The sequence below is a fragment of the Bradyrhizobium sp. ORS 86 genome (assembly GCF_045571475.1).
In the GTDB taxonomy this organism is placed as follows: Bacteria; Pseudomonadota; Alphaproteobacteria; order Rhizobiales; family Xanthobacteraceae; genus Bradyrhizobium.
The window spans coordinates 7,144,658-7,165,196 of the sequence record NZ_CP120699.1 but is presented as its reverse complement, the minus strand read 5'-3'; the positions used below and the strand labels follow the sequence as shown (position 1 = coordinate 7,165,196).

The following is a 20,539-nucleotide window of genomic DNA, read 5'->3' as shown; positions in this document are numbered from 1 at the left end:
TCTGGTCACAGCTTCGCTGTTTTGGCGCGCTTTCCGATCGCGTGCTTTCCAGGTGAGCTCTGCTTTTCTGCCGCTTCAACTCGCCTAGTTCGGACACCAAGACGGTGTTCGGCGTATTCCTGTCCGTCGATCGGGCCGACATGGGGTGGGTCTCTATCAAGGTAGGGGCGTCCGATGCCAAACTCGTTGCCGTGGTTGTCAAGCCACTTCCAGAGAATTTGGCTCGAGGCATATCGCTCTGCCCGAGTCGCGCCGTCGATGCTGACGATGTCGGCTGCCAGTCCGTGACCATAGCCGCCGCGAAGGGTGCCGCCGTGATAGGAGCGGTTATCGGCAGCCTTCAGACCGCTTGCAATTGATTGGCGATAGTCATCACGAAAGCCGCTGGTGATGCCGGGCGACAGGCCTTGCTTCTGGGCCGCATGAAGCATGTAGAATAGCTTCAATTTGAAGTCACGATCCATTCCGCCGATGACGTAGGCCTCCAGAGACATGCCGGCCCTGTCAGCAGCTTTCGCGTCCTTCCACGAAAAATCTTCATCGGTGAGCTTTGCGATCGTCTTTGTGATCGTGACCAGTTTGCCCTTTTTCTTCGTAGAGACCTGTTCGTACGTCTCGGTCTTTATGGTGTCCTCCTTGGGAGCGCGCTGATAGAGCGCCCACAGATATCGATCGACACAAACCTCCAGGACCAGGCATTCGTCAACAACGGCGACGTCGGTCGCCTCGGTGTGCTGGTCGTCGCTACCGCCCGACGGGGGAAGAGCTGTCGGCTGCACAGACTCTCGCTCGGGCGTCAACGCAGCCGGTGGAATTGTTTCAATGTCGGTCCCGGCCAGCTCGTCAATCGATGTCGCTGGAGTCGATGTCGCGGGCGCGTTCGCGGGGACGTCAGCGATCGGCGCGTTGGCACTGGCGTGCGCGCTCAACTCTACGGTGACGTCGGTCGCGGCGTGGGATAGCGATGGCGGAGAGCTGCGTGTTGCGGGCGTCAGGTCAAGATCGTCGCGAACGCGCGTCGGGCCAGACGATGCCATGATGAGCACGACCAGGATCGGCATCGTGACGTCGCGGCACAGGGCTGAAAGAACAACCAGGCGTGGATGCACAATCCCTGCCTCCAATGAAGCCCAGCCACCGAAAGGTTAGCCGGATGCGCACTGGCCCCGCAATAGCCGGCGCGGCTGTTGGCGGACAGCAAGGTTAAGGGAACAAATGGAGCGCTTGTGAGCTCCGACCCACGCTTAGGGATCGAGCTCCGTATCCCAGTAGAGATAGTCGAGCCAGCTTTCGTGCAGATAGTTTGGCGGGAAGAGGCGGCCGTTGCGGTGGAGCTGGTGCACCGTCGGTGCGAAGGGCGTCTGCTTCGGAAACATCTTGGCCTGCTGCGGCGTCAGGTTGCCCTTGCGCAGATTGCAGGGCGAGCAGGCAGCGACGACGTTCTCCCAGGTGGTCTGGCCACCCTTGCTGCGCGGAATGATGTGATCGAAGGTGAGGTCGTCGCCCGAGAGGCAATACTGGCAGACGAAGCGGTCGCGAAGGAAGACGTTGAAGCGGGTGAAGGCGGGGTGGGTGGTCGGCTTGACGAAGGACTTGAGGGATACGACGCTCGGCAGTTGGATTTCGAAGGAAGGACTTCGTACCGCCCTGTCGTAGTATTCGACAATGTTGACGCGATCGAGGAACACCGCCTTGATCGCGTCCTGCCAGGACCAGAGCGACAGCGGGTAGTAACTCAGCGGCCGGAAGTCCGCGTTCAGCACCAGTACCGGCCATCCGCCTTGCGAGACATGTGCGTTCAAATAACGCTCCTGACTCCCATTCGCTGCGAAGCAGCATGCACTGACATACTACAGGCAGCGTGACGGGATTGTGAAGAGCGTTGCGCGGCTTATCCGCCCTGCGCTTGCCATGTTCCTGCCCCGATTGCATCCGCCCCGTCAGGCCCGCTAAAGGGAGCCGGGAGGCCTTTGTCGGCCACCGACGGATCCTGCCGATGACGACCACGACGTCCAGCTATTTGGAGGCGCCGCGCCGGCTCCGCGCGTTCGTGCGCGCGCATGAAACAAGCCTGGTAGTGCTGGCCGCGCTGATCGGGGCCGTGGGCGGGCTCGTTGTGGCGACCATGAGCGGGCTGGTCACGGCGCTGCATGCCATGCTGTTCAATTTGCCGTGGGGTGAGCGGCTGTCGAGCCAGCCGAGTATCGATCCGCTGCGTGCGATCGTGGTTCCCGGGCTCGGCGGGCTGTTGCTGGGGATTGCGTTCCTCCTGCTGCTACGCGTTCGGCCGGCCCGCGAGATCGACCCGATCGAGGCCAACGCACTCTATGGCGGACGGATGTCGTTCCGCGGCAGCTTGATCGTGGCGTTGCAGACGATCTGGTCGAGCGGCGTCGGCGCCTCGGTCGGGCTCGAAGCCGGCTACACCCAGTTCGCCAGCGGCCTTGCCGCCTCGCTCGGCCGTGGCTTCCACCTGCGCCGCAACGACCAGCGAATCATGGTCGGATGTGGTGCGGCGGCGGCGATCGCCGGCGCGTTCGGCGCGCCGCTGGCGGGCGCCTTCTATGCTTTCGAACTTGTGATCGGCGGCTATACGCCAGCGAGCCTGACGCCGGTCGGGGTGGCCGCGGTCACCGGCTATTTTGTGGCCCACGCCTTCGCGCTGCTGCCACTTGGCGTCGGCGTCGGAACCGTCGGCGATCTGCTCGGGCGGGACATCGCGATCGCCACGCTGCTCGGCATCATCGCAGCCCTGACCGGCATTGCGATCATGCGCGGGGTGACGCTGTGCGAAACGCTGCTGACGAAGATCCGGCTCTGGCCACCGTTGCGGCCGGCGCTGGGTGGGCTCGCCGTCGGCGCGATGGCCCTGGTGACGCCGCAGGTGATGTCGTCGGGCCATGGCGCGCTGTATGTCGCGGGTCTTGCGGCGATGCCGCTCGCCGTCATCGCCGGCATCTTCGTGCTGAAGGCGATGGCCTCCATTGTCTCGCTCGGCACCGGCTTTCGCGGCGGATTGTTCTTTGCCACGCTGTTCATGGGCGCGCTGGGCGGCCGCCTGTTCGCCGCCGGCGTCGATGTCGTCTGGCCGGGCTTGAGCCTCGATCCCAACGCCTATGCGGTGATCGGCATGAGCGCGCTGTCGGCCTCGGTGATCGGCGGTCCGCTCACGATGTCGTTCATCGCGCTGGAATCGACAGGCAATCTCTGGCTCTCCGCCGCGGTGCTGGTCGCGGTCATCATCTCGACGATGATCACGCGCGAACTGTTCGGCTATTCGTTCGCGACCTGGCGGCTGCACTTGCGCGGCGAGACCATCCGCAGCGCCGCCGACGTCGGCTGGATCCGTGATCTCACCGTCGGCCGGATGATGCGGCAGGACATGGCGACGGTGGACGCCGCCATGCCGATCAAGACATTCCGCGAGAAATTCCCGCCGGGCTCGAAGACGCAGGTCGTCGCAATTGACGGCCAGGGGCACTATGCCGGATTGGCGCTGGTCGCGGATGCTCACGCACCCGATCTCGCGGCCGACAAGGGACTCGCCACCATTCTGCGCTACGCGGATGTGGTGCTGCATCCGGTGATGAACATCCAGGAGGCGATCGCAGTGTTCGACGCCGCCGAGGCCGAGTCGCTTGCCGTGGTAGAGGACGGCAGCGACCGGCGGCCGATCGGCCTGCTCACCGAGGCCCACGCGATGCGGCGCTATGCGGAAGAATCCGAGCAGCGCCGGCGCGAGGTGATCGGGGAGGTTTGACTTCGCGAAGTCACGGCGTCCAGTGTCAAGCCGGAGTGAGGCGGCCATCCTTTCGAGCGCAGCGAAGCAATCCATCTGGCTGCGCGGGCTGAAGGTTACGGAAGCTTCGCCACAGGCCCGACGTCGCGCGGCAACAGGCCTTCCTCGATCGCCTTGATCTGCAGGGCGAGGTAGCGCGAGTTGATACGGCATTGCGCGAGGCTGCCGGCGATGAACCACAGGCCGGGCTGCGGCGTACGCGTGTACATGTTGCGCAGCTCCTGGCCGTCGCCGAAGCCCCAGATCGGGCCGACCTTCGCGGCCATCGCCTCGCCGAACAGCTTTTTCACCAGCTCCTCCTGCGGCCGGTAGCCGGTCGCGAGGACGATGAGGTCGGCTGCAACCGTCTCGCCGCACTTCAGCCGAGCGCCCTCGGGAACGAAGGTCGCGATGTCGGCAAATTGCTTGAGCTTGATCGCGCCGCTCGCGACGAGATCGGAACAGCCGACATTGAAGTAATAGCCGCCGCCGCGGGTGAGGTATTTGAACTGCCAGCCGGTGCCGCCGTCGCCGAAGTCGAGCTTGAAGCCGACGCGGGCGAGGTCATCGAGCAGCGGCTTGTCCAACTCCTTGGACCGTTCCGTCATCAGCACGTGGCTGCGCCGGGCTAGCGCAAGCGGCATCGAGGTTGCGATCAAATCGTTGTCCTCGAGCGTGCCCTCATTGTAGGCGGCGTAGGCGAGCTGCGCCGACGGCTCGATATTGGTGATCAGAGTCGATGAGCGCTGCACCAGGGTGACATCGGCACCGGAGGAATGCAGATCCTGTGCGATGTCATGCCCGCTGTTGCCGGTGCCGATCACCAGCGCGCGTTTGCTCGTCCAGTCGTCGCCGTCGTCGTAGCGGCTGGAATGCACGACCTTGCCGGCGAAGGTCTTCAAGCCGGGGATGTCGGGCAAGTTCGGGATGCCGCTGACGCCGGTCGCCATCACGACATGGCGCGGCTGCATCCTGCGCGTCGTGCCGTCGGCGCGGCGTAGCTCGATCGTCCAGCGCCCCTGCGTCTCATCATAGCTGCCGCCGACAAATTCCGTGCCGGTCCAGAAGTTCAGCTCCATAGCGTCGACGTAAGCTTCGAACCAGTTGGCAAGCTTGTCCTTGGGGATATAGGTCGGCCAGTTCGGCGGAAACGGCATATAGGGCAGGTGATTGACCTGCACTTGGTTGTGCAGGGTGAGCGCGTGATAGCGCTTGCGCCAGTTGTCGCCGACGCGTGCTTCGCGATCGACGATCAACGTATCGATCGCGAGTTGCCTCAGTCGTGCGGCGATCGCGAGCCCGGCCTGCCCGCCGCCCACCACCAGCACAGCGGGATCGCGGTCGCCATAGTCGGCGGCTGCCTTGCGCAGGTCGAGCCAATTGGGTCCGCGGAAGTCGCGCGAGTAAGCCTGGCCGCGCGGCCGCGTATGGCCTTGCTGTTCCTCGAATCCCTTGAGCTCCTCGAGCGCGGTGAGCAGCGTCCAGGCCTTCAACCGGTTGCCGTCGCCAGCATCGGGAACCAACCGCACGATGCCGTGGCCGCGGCCGACAGATGTCTCGAACTTGAAGATCGCCTCGATCGCTTGCGTGCCGGCGCGCATCACCCGCCTGGGCGCTGCGCGATCGGCATCGATGCGGAAGTCGCGCGGCGCGCTGCGCCGTGCATGCGCAGGCAATTCCTCGAGGATCGCGAACGCGCGATTGACGGTCTGGATGTTCCAGCTCAGCGCCAGCACGTCGCGCCAATAGCTGTCGGGATGGAACAGCGGCTTCAGCAGCACGTCATCGGGGCTTGCCAGCGCGTCCTCGAACTGCACAAGCCAATTGTCGGCGGCAACCGAAATGTCGTCGGTCTTGTCGAGCATCGGGCGTTTCTCGTCATCGGCCGTCTGGGCGGCATTCGCATAGCCAAAGCCTATACCCATTTTCGCGGGCTTGCGGAACGGACGCGACGGGATGCCGCCTATTCGGCCAGTGACAGGATCAAGCCCTGCTTCGGTGGAACCCGGCCCTGCAGGGTATCGAGATAGGCCTCGCGCACCGCGGGTGGTCCGCGCCGCTCGATCACGTCGAGCCACTCCGGCAGTCGCGGCACCAGCCCGGCCCATGCCGCACCGAACCGCTGGTCGACGCCGCCCGGTCCCCATTCCTTGGCGCGCTTGCGAATCTGATCCGGCGCGAAGAACCAGACCGGCTTGGCACCGGGCAAAGCCGGCTCGTCCGGTTCGCTCGCGCGATGGGTCAGCCCAACCCGGCCGGAATAGACCATCCGCGTGCCGAAGTGCCGGTGCAGCGTCTCGCGCAGCGCGCTGTTGCCGGCCATGTCGACATAGGCGACGGGCTCAGCCGCAGGCATCGCGGTGGCGTGGTCATAGGTGACCACTTCGTCGTAGCAGCCGAGCGACTTGACGAAATCGACGTTGCCGTTGGACGTCAGCCCGATCACGCGGATGCCCGGCCGATTATGTAGCAGATGGGCGAGACCGAACGCGGTCTTGCTCGAGGCCGACGACAGGATGACGTTGCGTGCGCCGTAGAAATCATTTTCGGCCAGGAAGTCGTCGACCAGGAACGAGAGCATGAACAGGGGCAGCAGCAGCGCCCGATAATCGCCCTGCCGTCCGGCATAGGTCGGGTCGCCGGAGACGCGGACATAGGCGTTGTAGACCGGTGATATCTCTTGCCGGTGCGCAGCGGCATCGCGCAGGCCGCGCTTGCTGACGTCGCTGGCCTCGATCACCAGGTGCGTCGCCATCGGGAAATAGCCGAACAGCGTCTCGCCGGTCTCGACATCAGGATGTTTGGAGGCGAGTACCTCGCCAAAACCCCAGACTGGGATGATGCCGTAGCCTTCAGGGGCCGGGAACAGATGCCAGTATTTCAGTTGCTCGCCGATCACGGCGTAGGTGATGTTGTTGGCGGTAAAAGCGAAGCGCGTGACCTTCACCAGCAGCGCATCGGTGGGCAGCGCCGTGGGATCAGGCAGGTGCGTCTCGATCACCTTGCATTGCTGCAAATTGTTGCGGATGACGATGAAGTCGGTGGATTTCATGACCTCGATCCCGGCCTTTTGCGCGGGGCGATCTTTGCCTTGTCCCTGGGGTGCTCCGCAACAGCAACAAAGTTTGAAACGTTGTTCGCTTGCCTGTCGCCGGCGATGACACCCTCACGTTTCCTGAGCACGCGATAGTAGGCCCACCACAGATGCGCGGCGGCGCCCCGCAGAGGGCGCCATGGTTCGGCGAGCGGCGCCATCTGCTTCGGCGTCGGCCGTTCCTTCAGCCCGAGGCCGCTCTTGACCGCTTCCTGCACCGCGAGGTCGCCCGCGGGCCAGGCGTCGCCATGGCCAAGGCAGAACAGGAGATAGATGTCGGCGGTCCACGGCCCGATGCCGGGCAGGGCGGTCAGCGTGTTGTGCGCGGCATCTGCCTCCTCATTGGCGAGCACCTCGAGGTTCAGCCGCTCCTCGGCGAGCTCGCGCGCGATGTGCTTCAACGTCTTGATCTTGGCGGCGGACAGCCCAAGCCGGCCAAGTCGATCGGCGCGGGCTTTTCGGATCGCATCGTGATGGAACGGATCGAACGCCTTGCTGATGCGGCCCCAGATCGCCGCGGCGCTCGCGGTCGAGAGCTGCTGCCCGCAGACGATTGCGGCAAGCCCGGCAAAGCCCGGCTCGCGCTGGCGGATCGCCGGCATGCCCGTCAATTCGAGGATTGGTCGCAGACGGCGGTCCTGATCGACCAGTTTGTGAACCGCGTCGTCGAGGTCGGCCTGGGTTTCGAGATGGATCAGCATCGTGGGATCGGCATCAGTATGTCGCGTGGGGGCATAAGGCTCGAACTCGATTGGGGGTGACCCGCACCATGGCCTATCGTAACAGAGTCTCTCCCAGATGGATGCCGGATCGAGTCCCGGCAATGACGCGCGACCAATCGCCATGCCACCCGTTTTCCGTTTTGCCCCAAGCCCGAACGGCTACTTGCACCTCGGACATGCCTTCTCGGCGCTGCTCAACTTCGATCTGGCGCGGCAGGCGGGCGGACGTTTGCTGCTGCGGATCGAGGACATCGATGCGACGCGCTGCCGACCGGAGTTCGAAGAGGCGATCTACGAGGATCTCGCCTGGCTCGGCATCGCCTGGGAGACGCCGGTGCGGCGGCAATCGGAGCATTTTGCCGCCTACAGCGAGGCCATCGAACGGCTGTCCGCGCAGGAACTGGTCTATCCGAGCTTCGAGAGCCGGGCGGAGATCGCGCGACTGGTTGCCAAGAGGGAAACAAAGGGCGCCTGGCCGCGCGATCCGGATGGAGCACCGCTTTATCCGGGCACGGCCAGGTCGCTGTCGCCGGAGGAGCGCGAGCGGCTGATCGGCGAGGGCGCACCGTTCGCGCTGCGTCTCGACATGGCTGCGGCGCGCCGGCGCACTGGCGGCCTTAATTGGCGCGAATCGGGCGAGGGCCCGGCCGGTGAAACCGGCGAGGTCGCCGCGCGGCCGGAGGCCTGGGGCGACGTCATCTTGGCCCGCAAGGAGACACCGACCAGCTATCACCTGTCAGTTGTGGTCGATGACGCCCTCCAGGGCGTTACCGACGTGGTCCGTGGCACCGACCTGTTCTGGTCGACCAGCGTCCACCGCCTGTTGCAGGAACTGTTCGGTCTGGCCGCACCGGTCTACCGGCACCACCGGCTAGTGCGGGACGAGGCGGGCCACAAGCTGTCGAAATCGACGCAAGCGACTGGACTGCGCGAGTTGCGTGCCAAGGGCGCGAGCCCGGCCGACATTCGCCGCCTTGTGGGCTTGCCCTAGCTTTCGCCGTCGTTCGGTGACGAAGGAAATCCGGTTACCATCACGGCGCTTTGCTGCGGCGAGCTGCACACACCGCCGTGACTCCGACGCTCCTTACATGCCATGCTGGCTCCCGGGACGGGATTTCGAGACCATGGCGGCGACATCGCGCGCACGGCGCAACAAACGGCGACCCAAGCGGGCGCCGTCCAAAACGCGCGCCCCCCGAACGCGCATTTCCGAGACTGGCGCTGCCAAGAGGGCCGTCAAGACGGCGGCCAAGCCGCGCCGCAAGCGGGTTGTGCCCAAGCCGAGCGAGAAGGCCGGCCCCAGGACTGTCGAGACCGCACTGGCCGCCTTTGCCCACGAGGTGCGGACGCCGCTGACCGGGATCCTGGCGATCAGCAACCTGCTCGCGACCTCCGATCTCGGCGAGCGGGAGCGGCGTTGGGTCGATACCATCAAGGCCGGCGCGGAACATCTGGCGAGCCTTGCCACCCTGTTTGTCGATGCCGCCCGGAGCGAAGGGCCGGGGCTCGCGGTCCGGCAGGATTTCTTCGATCTGCGCACGCTGGCGCGCACCGCCGGCGATTCGCTGGCCGGCCGCGCCGCTGCCAAGGGGCTGGAAGCCACCGTCGAGATATCAGACGAACTACCTGCCTTTGCGGTCGGCGACCCCGTTCGTCTGCGGGCGGCGCTGGAGAACCTGATCGACAATGCCGTCAAGTTCACCGAGCACGGCGGCATCGCGCTGCGGGTGGCCCCGGCTCGGGCGGCGAAGGGCAAGATCGGTGTCAGCTTCGCGATTTCCGACAGCGGCATCGGCCTGACGCTCAAGGAGGTGAAGCGCCTGTTCCGGCCGTTCTCGCAGGCCAATGTCTCGATCGCATCGCGGTTCGGTGGCGCCGGGCTCGGCCTGTCCTCGGTCAAGCAACTTGCGCGCGCCATGGGCGGCGACATCGTCGCGGCTCAGCGCGAGGGCGGCGGCACCATCTTCACACTGAGCGTAGTGCTTGCGCCGGCCAAGGGACCGATCAGCGCCATGTCGGATGACGGCGCCGCCGCGCGCGCGGCGCAGGGGCTGCGGCTGCTCAGCGTGGAGGACAATCCATTCGGCCGCGTCGTGCTCAACACGATCCTGATCGAACTCGGTCACCACACCGAATTCATCGGCGAGGGCGAAGCCGCAGCCGATCGGCTCACTCAAGGCCGCTTCGACGCCGTGCTGATGGACATGGTGCTGCCGGGCATCGGCGGAGTCGAAGCGATCAAGCGGATCCGCGCGTTGCCGCCGCCGCACGGAAGCGTCGCGATCATCGGGATTTCCGGCCGTAGCGAGGATGAGGCTGCTGCGCGCGCCGCAGGCGCCGACGCCTTTCTGGTCAAGCCTGTCTCTCCGCGGGCGCTAGCGACTGCGCTGCTTGCAGCGACACGCCGCGCGGCAACCGAGACTTGATGATCGCGGCATTCAGCTCGCCGCCAAACACGAAGATCGCGGCAATGAAATACATGAACACCAGCGCGATGATCACCGAGGCCAGTCCTGCATACATCGTGACGTAGTTGTTGGCGAAGCGTGCCAGATACATGCCGAACCCAATGCCCGAGATCAGCGATGCCACCATGGTGAAGATGATGCCGGGCAGGATCTGTAAAAAGCTGCGGCGACCCGCCGGCAGCCATGCGTGCAGGATGAACAGCGCAATGATCAGGGCCAGGATCGTTGTGCCGTAGCGGGCGGTGTTGAGCAGGCTCTCATTCGATTCGACGAAGAATGGAATATAGCGCCGCCCAGCTTCGATGATCAGCGGTCCGAGCACGATCAGGAATGCCATCGCGAGCGAGGTGAAGGCTGCAACCAGCGTGTAGCCGATCGATTCCAGCCGCAGCCAGTACCAGCGCCGTGGTTCGGCGACGGCGTAGGCGCGGTTGAGCGCCACCCGCAGCGCCTCGACGCCGTTGGAGGCGAAATAGACCGCGAGCACCGCGCCGATGGTCAGGATGTCGCCCCTGGTGTTGGTCAGCACGTCGTGGATCTGGCCGGACAGCGCCTCGGCGACCTGCTGCGGCCAGACCTGTAGCAACAGCCCGACGGCCTGGTCGGCAAGCTCCTTGGAGCCGAAGAAGCCGGCCAGCGAAGTCAGCACGATCAGGAATGGAAACAGCGCCATCAGCGTCGACAGCGCGATGTGGCTCGCGATCGCCCAGCCGTCGTCGGACAGAAAGGTGTAGAAGGCATCCATCACGACGCGGTAGACGTAACGAAGCTGTTTCACATTCCACCCGACGTTGTCGAAAAGGTTCGACCCGAAAGCGGGTCAGCTTCTGATATTATGCGGTGAAAAGCCAGTTGGTTGCATCGCAGGGTTCTGTGGAAGTCCGCTCCACACGGTGTTATGTACCGCCGATGGCATCCTTTCTCAGCTCGTTTATTCTTCCCATCGCCGTCGCCGCCGTGGCGCTGGTTCTGCTGCTCGGCCTCGTCAACATGATGAAGGGCGGCTCGCCGAACACATCGCAAAGGCTGATGCGGCTGCGCGTGTTGTTGCAGTTCGTCGCGATCGTCATCGCCATGCTCGCGGTCTGGGCGATGGGACGCTAGCTGAGACAGGCTCTTCACCTCTCCCATAGGGAGAGGTGGACACGAACACTGGAGCTGGTCATGGTCGTTCTCAATCGGATCTACACCCGTACCGGCGATGACGGCACCACGGCGCTCGGCTCCGGCGAACGCCGTCCGAAATACGACCTGCGCGTCGCCGCCTATGGCACCGTCGACGAGACCAATGCCGCGATCGGCGTGGTGCGGCTGCATCTGGCTGACAGTCCCGAGCTCGACGCCATGCTCGGGCGGATCCAGAACGATCTGTTCGATCTCGGTGCCGACCTTGCCGTGCCCGAGCGCGAGGGCAAGGCCGAGCGCTTGCGGATGCTGGCAAGCCAGGTCGAGCGGCTCGAGCGCGACATCGACAGCTTGAATGATCAGCTCGCGCCGTTGACCTCGTTCGTGCTGCCCGGCGGCACAGCCCCATCTGCATATCTGCACCTCGCCCGCACGATATGTCGCCGGGCGGAACGCATGATGGTGGAACTCGCTGCACGGCCCGACGAGCCGGTCAATGCCGCTGGCATCCAGTATATGAACCGCCTGTCGGATTTCCTGTTCGTTGCCAGCCGCTTCCAGAATAACAAGGGGGCGGGAGATGTGTTGTGGGTGCCGGGCCAGAACCGTTAGACTGCCTCAAATCGGGAGGCCGGATTTTTGGCTCACGCGCGTTGACCGGGGGTATCCGGACCTTTAGGTTCCGCGCCAGCCAACCGAAATCCACAAAATCATAGCGAAAGAGGATCGATGAAGGTTCTTGTGCCGGTAAAGCGGGTCGTCGACTACAACGTCAAGGTCCGCGTCAAGAGTGACGGATCGGGCGTCGAGCTCGCCAACGTCAAGATGTCGATGAACCCGTTTGACGAAATCGCCGTCGAGGAAGCGTTGCGGCTCAAGGAAGCCGGCAAGGCGACCGAGGTGGTGGTTGTGTCGATCGGACCGGCACAGGCCTCCGAGACCATCCGCACGGGCCTCGCGATGGGCGCCGACCGCGGCATCCTCGTTAAGGCCGAGGGCAATGTCGAACCGCTCGGCGTCGCCAAGATCCTGAAGTCGGTGGTCGAGGCGGAGAAGCCCGGCCTCGTCATTCTCGGCAAGCAGGCGATCGACGACGATTCCAACCAGACCGGTCAGATGTTGGCTGCGCTGCTTGGCTGGTCGCAGGCGACCTTCGCTTCCAAGCTCGAGGTCGAAGGAAGCGACTTCAAGGTCACGCGCGAGGTCGACGGCGGTCTGCAGACCGTCAAGCTCAAGGGCCCGGCGATCGTCACCACCGACCTCCGCCTCAACGAGCCGCGCTACGCGTCGCTGCCCAACATCATGAAGGCGAAGAAGAAGCCGATCGACGAGAAGGCGGCGGCCGATTACGGCGTCGATCTCACCCCGCGTCTGGAGGTGCTGAAGACCGCGGAACCGGCGGGCCGCAAGGCAGGCGTCAAGGTCAAGGACGTCGCCGAACTCGTTTCCAAGCTCAAGACCGAAGCCGGGGTTCTCTGATGACGACGCTTTTGATTGCTGAACACCACCACGAGACCCTGAAGGACTCCACCAACAAGGCGCTGACCGCGGCAAGCCAGCTCGGCGGCGACGTTCATGTGCTGATCGCCGGCGGCCAGGGCACCAAGGCGGCCGCGGAAGCAGCAAGCAAGCTCAACGGCGTCAAGAAGGTGCTGGTGGCCGAAGGGGCCGCCTATGAGCACGACCTTGCCGAGCCACTGGCCGCGCTGATCGTCTCGCTTGCCGGCAGCTATGATGCGATCGTTGCGCCCGCGACCTCGCGCTTCAAGAACGTGATGCCGCGCGTCGCGGCGCTGCTCGACGTCATGCAGGTTTCCGAGATCATCAAGGTGGTTGCGCCCGATACGTTCGAGCGGCCGATCTATGCCGGCAACGCGATCCAGACCGTGAAGTCGAAGGACGCCAAGAAGGTCATCACGGTGCGCACCTCGACCTTCGCCGCGACCGGCGAGGGCGGCAGCGCGGCGATCGAGAACGCCGCGGCGGCGGCCGATCCGGGCCTCTCCTCGTTCATCGGCGAGGAAGTCGCCAAGAGCGACCGTCCCGAGCTGACCTCGGCCAAGATCATCGTGTCTGGTGGTCGCGCGATGCAGAGCCGCGAGAACTTCACCAAGTACATCGAGCCGCTCGCCGACAAGCTCGGCGCCGGCGTCGGCGCGTCGCGCGCCGCGGTCGATGCCGGCTATGCGCCGAACGACTGGCAGGTCGGCCAGACCGGCAAGGTGGTCGCCCCGGAACTCTATGTCGCGATCGGCATCTCCGGCGCGATCCAGCATCTGGCCGGCATGAAGGACTCCAAGGTGATCGTTGCCATCAACAAGGATGAGGACGCGCCGATCTTCCAGGTCGCCGATTACGGCCTGGTCGCGGACCTCTATCAGGCGGTTCCGGAGCTGACCGAAGCGCTCGGCAAGCTCGGAAAGTAAGCGACACGACACCGGCCGGATGAGTTAGGCTCCGGCCGGTGTTATTTTTTCGGGCATGGTCTTGAGAAAGCGGAAACGGTTTCCCGAAAAGATCATGTTCAAACAAAGAGATGAGGTCATGACGCGCTTCCTCCTGCATCATGAGCTCGGGGGCCAATTTTCCGGCCAATAGGGCATCCGGAAGGCTTCGCTTCGGGTATCGTTGGGATTGGGCAGGCGCGATGTGCGCGCCGTTCCGGTGGATGACAAGATGACGGTGACAGTCAAGAAAGTCGGCGTGATCGGTGCGGGCCAGATGGGCAACGGCATTGCGCATGTGGCCGCGCTGGCCGGTTTCGAAGTGGTACTCAACGATGTGTCCGCCGAGCGGCTCAAGTCAGGGCTGGCGACCATCAACGGCCACCTGACCCGCCAAGTCTCCAAGAAGACCATCTCCGACGCCGACCGCAAGCAGGCGCTCGATCGCATTACACCCGCCGAGACGCTCGATGCGCTGGCCGATTGCGATCTTGTGATCGAGACCGCGATCGAAAAGGAAGAGACCAAGCGCAAGATCTTCCACGATGTCTGCGCCGTGCTGAAGCCGGAGGCGATCATCGCCTCGAACTCCTCGTCGATCTCGATCACGCGGCTCGCGGCGTCGACCGATCGCCCCGAGCGCTTCATCGGCATTCACTTCATGAATCCGGTGCCGGTGATGGAGCTCGTCGAGCTGATCCGCGGCATCGCGACCGACGATGTGACGTTCGATACCGCGAAGGCCTTCGTTGCCAAGCTCGGCAAACAGGTCGCGGTGTCGGAGGATTTTCCCGCCTTCATCGTCAACCGCATCCTGCTGCCGATGATCAACGAGGCGATCTACACGCTCTATGAGGGCGTCGGGAACGTCGAGGCGATCGACGCCGCGATGAAGCTTGGTGCGCATCATCCGATGGGACCGCTTGAGCTCGCCGACTTCATCGGCCTCGACACCTGCCTGTCGATCATGCAGGTGCTGCACGAGGGGCTCGCCGACTCCAAGTACCGGCCGTGTCCGCTGCTGGTGAAATACGTCGAGGCCGGCTGGCTCGGACGCAAAACCCAGCGCGGCTTCTACGACTATCGTGGCGACAAGCCGGTCCCAACGCGGTAATTCCGCTATCAGCTCTCAGGCTGGCGACGCGTCAGCCTGACGCGGCGTGCCCTTACCTGCCGTTAACCCCGCCGCGCTATGCCATCCTCACCTGCAAGCCGGGGTTGGGAATACCGCGTATGGACATGATGAGCATGGTCACCAGCATCCTGTCGATGCAGCAGGGCAACCTGCAGGGCCAGATCGCGACCCGGCTGACCAAGCAGAACCTCGATGCGGAGAAATTCGCGGTTCAGACCCTGCTCGGCACGCCCTCGACGGCCAATCTGGCGCCCGGCGTCGGCGGCAACCTCAACATCACGGCCTGACACCCATCGCCTGAGATCTAATATCCCGCCGGAGCCGGCTGCACCGCGGCCTTGACCAGCTTGATGGCGTCGTCGCTGGCCCATTCGGCGGGCCCGGCGATATTGGCGATTTCGCAGCCCTTGGCGTCGACCAGTACCGAGGTCGGCATGCCCAATGCCTTTCCTATGTTCTTAAGGTCCTGAAAAACCTTGGCTTTCTGGTCGCTGTAATAGCTGAGATTGGTCAGGTTGGCGTCTTTCAGGAAGTTCTTGGGCTTGTCAGGGTCGCGGGTGTCGATGTTGATCGCGACCACCTCGAAGTCCTTGCCGCCGAGCTTGGTTTGGAGGCTGTCCAGTGCCGGCATCTCCTTGCGGCAGGGCACGCACCAAGTCGCCCACAGGTTCACCAGCACCGTCTTGCCGCGCCAGTCCGAAAGCTTCCTCGGCTGGCCGTTGGCGTCCTCGAAGGTGAGATCCGGCAGCTTGAGAGGCGTGGTCGCCATGGTCAGCGCCGCGACCTCGCCATGAGCCAGCGGGGCGATCTTCTTGGCCAGGTCCACCGCGCCGTTGCAGGCCACATCGCCGCCGGGATGCTTGAGGTTGGAGACTGCGACGTAGCCGATCACGGCTCCAATCAGCACCGCGCCCAGCACGAGCGGAATCCGGCGCGTGGCGGCAGGCTTGGGAGGGGTCGTCTCGGGCATATCGTTTGTCATCCTGGGGCAGTTATGGCTATGCAGTGCCGGGAATTACGATCGGAACCGCCGCGCTGTTTCGCCGCTCCGGCACGAAACAGCGCGGCCTCAAATACAAAGTCGTGAGCGAGAAGTCATGAGCAACAAGATGTGGGGCGGCCGGTTCTCTGAGCGCCCCGACGCGATCATGGAGGAAATCAACGTCTCCATCGACGTCGACCGTCACCTTTATGCCCAGGACATCGCCGCGTCCAAGGCCCACGCCGCCATGCTGGCCGCGCAGGGCATCATCACGGCTGCTGATGCGAAAAATATCCGCAAAGGTCTAGACACGATTTTGTCAGAGATCGGCAAGGGCGATTTCGACTTCAAGCGCGCGCTCGAGGACATCCATATGAATGTCGAGTCGCGGCTGTCCGAACTTATTGGACCGGCCGCCGGCCGGCTGCACACCGCGCGCTCGCGCAACGACCAGGTCGCGACCGATTTTCGGCTCTATGTCCGCGACACGATCGACGAGACTGATGCGGCGCTGGCTGCATTCCAGACGGCGCTGGTGGCCCGCGCGGAGGAGCATGCCGGAACCGTGATGCCGGGCTTCACCCATCTGCAAACCGCGCAGCCGGTGACCTTCGGCCACCATCTGCTCGCCTATGTCGAGATGGCCGGTCGCGACCGCGGCCGCTTTGCCGATGCGCGCAAGCGGTTGAACGAATCACCGCTCGGGGCTGCTGCGCTCGCCGGCACCTCGTTTCCGATCGACCGTGCTGCCACCGCCAAGGCGCTCGGCTTCGACCGGCCGATGGCCAACTCGCTCGATGCGGTGTCCGACCGCGACTTCGTGCTGGAGACGCTGTCGGCGGCCGCGATCTGCGCCGTGCACATGTCGCGTTTTGCCGAGGAGATCGTGATCTGGACCTCGCCGCTGGTCGGCCTGGTCAGGCTCAGCGACAAGTTCACCACCGGCTCCTCGATCATGCCGCAGAAGCGCAACCCGGACGCCGCCGAACTGGTGCGCGCCAAGACCGGCCGCGTGATCGGCGCGCTGACCGCGCTGCTGATCGTGATGAAGGGCCTGCCGCTCGCCTATCAAAAGGACATGCAGGAGGACAAGCAGGGCGCGATGGAGGCATTCGCGGCGCTGTCGCTCGCGATCCGCGCCATGACCGGCATGGTCGAGGACCTGGTGCCGGACGAGGCGCGGATGAAGGCCGCCGCCGGCGAGGGCTACGCCACCGCGACCGATCTCGCCGACTGGCTGGTGCGCACTCTGAAAATGCCGTTCCGCGACGCCCACCACGTCACCGGGCGCATTGTCGCACTCGCCTCGGAGCAGGGCGTGGCGCTGCACGACTTGCCGCTTGCGGCGATGCAGGAGGTCGAGCCGAAGATCACGGCGGATGCGCTGAAGGTGCTCAGCGTCGAGTCGTCGGTGAAGAGCCGGACCTCGTTCGGCGGCACGGCGCCGAAGAATGTGCTGGCGCAGGCCAAGGCCTGGGCCAAGCGGCTGGAAAAAGAGCGAAAATTGGGCTGAACGGGAAATTTCGCTATCATTTCGAGGCCGCCCGGGTCTCGCCAGAGCGTGGCAATGTTTGTATGGTGCAGCCCGAATTGGGGATTTTCGTCGTGACCAGCAAGACAAGCCTGACCCCGTCGGGATGGGCCATCATTGTGCTGAGCGTAGCCGCGCTCGTGCTCGGCGGCTGCGGCCGCAAGGGACCGCTCGACCTGCCGCCGACGGCGTCGAACGCCGCTCCGACCGCACAGGTGAACGGCGACACCGAAACCGAGCGCGCCAGCCAGCCCAGCGTGTTCAACCCGACCTATGGGGCGGATGCCGGGCCGAGCGCGCCGAAAGGTAACAAGAGGCCCTTTATCCTCGATCCGCTGCTCGGTAATTAATTCGACAACCAAAAGCGTGTCATGAACCATTTCGACTATCGCAACGGCGTGCTGCACGCCGAGGCGGTCAATCTCATTGAGCTTGCGGAAGCCATCGGCACGCCGTTCTACTGCTATTCGACGGCGACGCTGGAGCGGCACTACCGCGTGTTCTCCGAAGCCTTCGCTGGCGAGAAGAGCCTGGTCTGCTACGCGATGAAGGCGAACTCCAACCAGTCGGTGCTGCGCACGCTGGCTAGGCTCGGCGCCGGCGCCGACGTGGTGTCGGGCGGCGAGTTGAAGCGGGCGCTCGCGGCGGGCTTTCCGGCCTCCAAGATCCTGTTCTCCGGCGTCGGCAAGACCGAGGCTGAGCTGCGCGCCGCGCTCGCCGCCGATATCCTCTGCATCAACATCGAGTCCGAGCCGGAGCTCGAGCTGTTGTCGCGGCTCGCGGTCGAGATGGGTAAGACCGCGCGCATCTCGGTGCGCGTCAACCCGGATGTCGACGCCGGCACGCATGCGAAGATCTCGACCGGCAAGTCGGAGAACAAGTTCGGCATTCCGCTCAGCCGCGCCCGCGAAGTCTATGCCCGTGCGGCGAAGCTGCCCGGCATCAAGGTGACCGGCACCGACGTCCATATCGGCAGCCAGATCACCGATCTCGGACCGCTGGAGACCGCCTTCCGTCTGCTCGCCGAATTCGTGCAGACGCTGCGCTCCGACGGCCACACCATCTCGCATATCGACTTCGGCGGCGGCCTCGGCATTCCCTATTATATGGACCGCGCCGCGCCGCCGGCGCCCGACGCTTATGCCGCGATGGTCAAGCGCGTGACGCACAATCTCGGCTGCACGCTGATGTTCGAGCCGGGTCGGCTGATCGTCGGCAATGCCGGCATCCTCGTCGCTCGCGTGATCTATGTGAAGCAGGGCGAGGCGAAGAACTTCGTCATCATCGATGCCGCGATGAACGACCTGATCCGTCCGACGTTGTACGAGGCCTATCACGACATCCTGCCGGTGCGGGAGCCGGCGCAGGGTGCGCCGACCATCGTCGCCGATGTGGTCGGGCCGGTCTGCGAGACCGGCGACTATCTGGCGCTGGATCGCTCGCTGCCGCAGCCGAAGCCCGGCGATCTCCTGGCGATCATGACCGCCGGCGCCTACGGCGCGGTGCAGTCCGGCACCTACAACACACGGGCGCTGGTGCCGGAAGTGCTGGTCAAGGACGACCAGTACGCGGTGGTCCGCCCGCGCATCGACGTCGACGCGCTGATCGCGATGGACAAGCCGGCGCCATGGTTGTGAGGGTCTAGAATGCGTAGGATGGGTATCGCTTCGCTCCACCCATCCTACGCAGTTTACTTCGCTGCGTGCGCGCCGCCTTTTCCGCCACCAACGATCACGCCCGCGGCCTTCTCGATCGGCTTGATCGCGGCGGTGAAATCGGATTCCGGTCCCTCCTCGCGGATGATGGTCTCCCAGAGCCGGCCGACCGCTTCGGCAACCTCCATCAACAGTCCGAGCGATCTCATCTCCTCGACCGCGAGCCGCACGTCCTTCACCATCAGTCCGGTGGCGAAGCCGAAGTCGAAGCTGCGCGGCAGCACCGAGCGCGGAAACTTGTCGCGGCTTGCGGTGTTGAGCCCCGAGCCCGCATTGATGACGTCGATCATCACCGCCGGATCGAGCCCCGACTTGACGCCCATCACCACCGCTTCGGAGGTCGCGACCATCGCGGTCGCCGACAGGAAGTTGTTGGCGAGCTTCATGGTCTGGCCGGAGCCCGGCTTGGTGCCGATGAAGAACACCTTGCCGATGATGTCGAGCGCCGGCTTCACCAGCTCGAAATCGGCTTTCGGGCCCGACACCATCACCGCCAGCGTGCCCTTCTCGGCGCCGGAGACGCCGCCGGAGACCGGGCTGTCGATCTGCACGATATTCTTCTTTGCCAGCAGATCGTGAATCCTGACCGCCATCTGCGAACCGACGGTCGAGAGATCGATGAAGCGCTTGACGCGCGTGCCCTCGATCACGCCGCCCGGGCCGGTCGCGACGTCGAGCGAAGCCTGCAGCGACGGCAGGCTTGCCATCACGGTCTCGACGCGGTCGGCGATGTCCTTCGGCGACGATCCCGCCGCAGCGCCGAGTGCGACGAGCTGGTCGACGGCGTCCTTGCGGGTGTCGAACACGGTGAGCTTGTGACTGGCCTCGATTAGCCGGCGCGCCATCGGGAAACCCATCTTCCCGAGGCCGATGAATCCGATATCCATAGGTCGTTTCCTCTACATTATGACGCGATGTTGCGCGCGAAGCAGCCTGTCCCGATCTCGACGTCCTTCCTGCGAAAACAGGAACCCATAACCCCGGGATCGAATTGTCTTCTTCAGCCAGGGCCACAGCCGCCGGAGCGATGCCATGCCGTGGCTATGGGCCCTGCGTCGCAGTGAGCCCTTCATCGGGCGCACGTTCGCGCGGCCCGTTGGCTTGCCCGGCACGACAGCGAGGGAGCAGTGCCCTTGTCACGCCTTGTCGAGCTCGGCGAACACCTCGCGCGCAATGCGGAAGCTGTCGACGCCGGCGGGAATGCCGGCATAGATCGACACCTGCATGAAGATCTCGCGAATCTCGTCGCGGGTGACCCCGTTGGTCAGCGCGCCCTTGATGTGCGCCTTCAATTCGTGCGGCCGGTTGAGGATCGAGATCATGGCGAGGTTCAGCATGCTGCGGGTCTTGCGCGGCAGCTCCTCGCGACCCCACACCGCGCCCCAACAATATTCCGTGACCAGTTCCTGGAACGGCTTGTTGAAGCTGTCGGAATTCTTCAGCGCATTGTTGACATAGGCCTCGCCGAGCACCGCCTTTCGGATCTCAAGCCCCTTGTCGTGCGTTTTCTGGTCCATGATGTTCCTCACGTTGATGCGATGGTTC

At 64.5% G+C, this 20,539-nt stretch carries 21 protein-coding genes; 12 read left to right on the top strand and 9 right to left on the bottom strand.

Going from position 1 to position 20,539, the window contains the following annotated elements; genetic code table 11:
• Nucleotides 1-5: 5 nt before the first annotated feature.
• Together P6U25_RS33135 and P6U25_RS33130 are read right to left on the bottom strand one after the other, a co-directional pair.
• On the bottom strand, nt 6-1,109 hold the full coding sequence (locus P6U25_RS33135) for a hypothetical protein (protein ID WP_407148929.1): 1,104 nt from the start codon (nt 1,107-1,109) through the stop codon (nt 6-8).
• Between the two features lie 135 nt (nt 1,110-1,244).
• Nucleotides 1,245-1,802 (bottom strand): HNH endonuclease, encoded by a 558-nt coding sequence (locus P6U25_RS33130; protein WP_407148928.1) that lies wholly within the window; start codon nt 1,800-1,802, stop codon nt 1,245-1,247.
• 194 nt (nt 1,803-1,996) lie between these two features.
• Between P6U25_RS33130 and P6U25_RS33125 the strand changes: the two genes are divergently transcribed.
• Complete coding sequence (locus P6U25_RS33125) at nt 1,997-3,760, top strand: chloride channel protein (RefSeq protein ID WP_407148927.1); 1,764 nt, start codon at nt 1,997-1,999, stop codon at nt 3,758-3,760.
• A 95-nt stretch (nt 3,761-3,855) separates the two neighbouring features.
• On the opposite strand, the gene P6U25_RS33120 is transcribed toward P6U25_RS33125, so the two are convergent.
• The 3 genes from P6U25_RS33120 to P6U25_RS33110 all read right to left on the bottom strand — a co-directional run bounded on the left by P6U25_RS33120 (nt 3,856) and on the right by P6U25_RS33110 (nt 7,573).
• A complete protein-coding gene (locus tag P6U25_RS33120) occupies nt 3,856-5,643 on the bottom strand; it encodes a flavin-containing monooxygenase (protein WP_407152680.1) in 1,788 nt (595 codons plus the stop codon).
• A 98-nt stretch (nt 5,644-5,741) separates the two neighbouring features.
• Nucleotides 5,742-6,830 (bottom strand): DUF2855 family protein, encoded by a 1,089-nt coding sequence (locus tag P6U25_RS33115; RefSeq protein WP_407148926.1) that lies wholly within the window; start codon nt 6,828-6,830, stop codon nt 5,742-5,744.
• Nucleotides 6,827-7,573 (bottom strand): DNA-3-methyladenine glycosylase family protein, encoded by a 747-nt coding sequence (locus P6U25_RS33110; RefSeq protein WP_407148925.1) that lies wholly within the window; start codon nt 7,571-7,573, stop codon nt 6,827-6,829. The genes P6U25_RS33115 and P6U25_RS33110 overlap by 4 nt, the downstream gene beginning before the upstream one ends.
• 142 nt (nt 7,574-7,715) lie before the next feature.
• Between P6U25_RS33110 and gluQRS the strand changes: the two genes are divergently transcribed.
• Entirely contained in the window at nt 7,716-8,585 is an 870-nt protein-coding gene (gene gluQRS / locus P6U25_RS33105; protein WP_407148924.1) for a tRNA glutamyl-Q(34) synthetase GluQRS, read from the top strand.
• A 133-nt stretch (nt 8,586-8,718) separates the two neighbouring features.
• Nucleotides 8,719-10,020, top strand: coding sequence for an ATP-binding protein (locus tag P6U25_RS33100; protein ID WP_407148922.1), 1,302 nt, complete (start codon nt 8,719-8,721; stop codon nt 10,018-10,020).
• On the opposite strand, the gene P6U25_RS33095 is transcribed toward P6U25_RS33100, so the two are convergent.
• A complete protein-coding gene (locus P6U25_RS33095; RefSeq protein WP_407152679.1) occupies nt 9,947-10,807 on the bottom strand; it encodes a YihY/virulence factor BrkB family protein in 861 nt (286 codons plus the stop codon). The two genes, P6U25_RS33100 and P6U25_RS33095, sit on opposite strands and share 74 nt — an antisense overlap.
• Nucleotides 10,808-10,971: 164 nt before the next feature.
• Between P6U25_RS33095 and P6U25_RS33090 the strand changes: the two genes are divergently transcribed.
• The 6 genes from P6U25_RS33090 (at nt 10,972) to P6U25_RS33065 (ending at nt 15,053) form a co-directional block, all read left to right on the top strand.
• A complete protein-coding gene (locus tag P6U25_RS33090; RefSeq protein WP_280981631.1) occupies nt 10,972-11,166 on the top strand; it encodes a twin transmembrane helix small protein in 195 nt (64 codons plus the stop codon).
• A 60-nt stretch (nt 11,167-11,226) separates the two neighbouring features.
• Complete coding sequence (locus P6U25_RS33085; RefSeq protein WP_407148921.1) at nt 11,227-11,799, top strand: cob(I)yrinic acid a,c-diamide adenosyltransferase; 573 nt, start codon at nt 11,227-11,229, stop codon at nt 11,797-11,799.
• 117 nt (nt 11,800-11,916) lie between these two features.
• On the top strand, nt 11,917-12,666 hold the full coding sequence (locus P6U25_RS33080; RefSeq protein WP_407148920.1) for an electron transfer flavoprotein subunit beta/FixA family protein: 750 nt from the start codon (nt 11,917-11,919) through the stop codon (nt 12,664-12,666).
• Nucleotides 12,666-13,613 carry an electron transfer flavoprotein subunit alpha/FixB family protein gene (locus P6U25_RS33075; protein ID WP_407148919.1) on the top strand — a complete coding sequence of 316 codons (948 nt, stop codon included), beginning with the start codon at nt 12,666-12,668 and terminating at the stop codon, nt 13,611-13,613. Before P6U25_RS33080 ends, P6U25_RS33075 begins: the two co-directional genes overlap by 1 nt.
• A gap of 250 nt (nt 13,614-13,863) precedes the next feature.
• The gene (locus P6U25_RS33070; protein WP_407148918.1) at nt 13,864-14,745 is read left to right on the top strand and encodes a 3-hydroxybutyryl-CoA dehydrogenase; all 882 of its coding nucleotides are present in this window, start codon (nt 13,864-13,866) and stop codon (nt 14,743-14,745) included.
• A gap of 119 nt (nt 14,746-14,864) precedes the next feature.
• Nucleotides 14,865-15,053, top strand: coding sequence for a putative motility protein (locus P6U25_RS33065; RefSeq protein ID WP_407148917.1), 189 nt, complete (start codon nt 14,865-14,867; stop codon nt 15,051-15,053).
• Between the two features lie 17 nt (nt 15,054-15,070).
• On the opposite strand, the gene tlpA is transcribed toward P6U25_RS33065, so the two are convergent.
• Nucleotides 15,071-15,748: a thiol:disulfide interchange protein TlpA gene (gene tlpA / locus P6U25_RS33060; RefSeq protein WP_407148916.1), complete on the bottom strand. Its 678-nt coding sequence runs from the start codon at nt 15,746-15,748 to the stop codon at nt 15,071-15,073.
• A 115-nt stretch (nt 15,749-15,863) separates the two neighbouring features.
• On the opposite strand from tlpA, the gene argH reads away from it, so the two are divergent.
• From argH to lysA, 3 genes are all read left to right on the top strand, one after another.
• Entirely contained in the window at nt 15,864-17,261 is a 1,398-nt protein-coding gene (gene argH / locus P6U25_RS33055) for an argininosuccinate lyase (RefSeq protein ID WP_407148915.1), read from the top strand.
• A 92-nt stretch (nt 17,262-17,353) separates the two neighbouring features.
• Nucleotides 17,354-17,629: an LPS translocon maturation chaperone LptM gene (gene lptM / locus P6U25_RS33050; protein ID WP_407148914.1), complete on the top strand. Its 276-nt coding sequence runs from the start codon at nt 17,354-17,356 to the stop codon at nt 17,627-17,629.
• A 21-nt stretch (nt 17,630-17,650) separates the two neighbouring features.
• On the top strand, nt 17,651-18,916 hold the full coding sequence (gene lysA, locus P6U25_RS33045) for a diaminopimelate decarboxylase (RefSeq protein WP_407148913.1): 1,266 nt from the start codon (nt 17,651-17,653) through the stop codon (nt 18,914-18,916).
• A gap of 53 nt (nt 18,917-18,969) precedes the next feature.
• Here lysA and P6U25_RS33040 read toward each other — a convergent pair whose 3' ends face one another.
• Both P6U25_RS33040 and P6U25_RS33035 read right to left on the bottom strand, forming a co-directional pair.
• Nucleotides 18,970-19,881: an NAD(P)-dependent oxidoreductase gene (locus tag P6U25_RS33040; protein ID WP_407148912.1), complete on the bottom strand. Its 912-nt coding sequence runs from the start codon at nt 19,879-19,881 to the stop codon at nt 18,970-18,972.
• A gap of 249 nt (nt 19,882-20,130) precedes the next feature.
• A complete protein-coding gene (locus tag P6U25_RS33035) occupies nt 20,131-20,511 on the bottom strand; it encodes a carboxymuconolactone decarboxylase family protein (protein ID WP_407148911.1) in 381 nt (126 codons plus the stop codon).
• Nucleotides 20,512-20,539 lie beyond the last annotated feature (28 nt).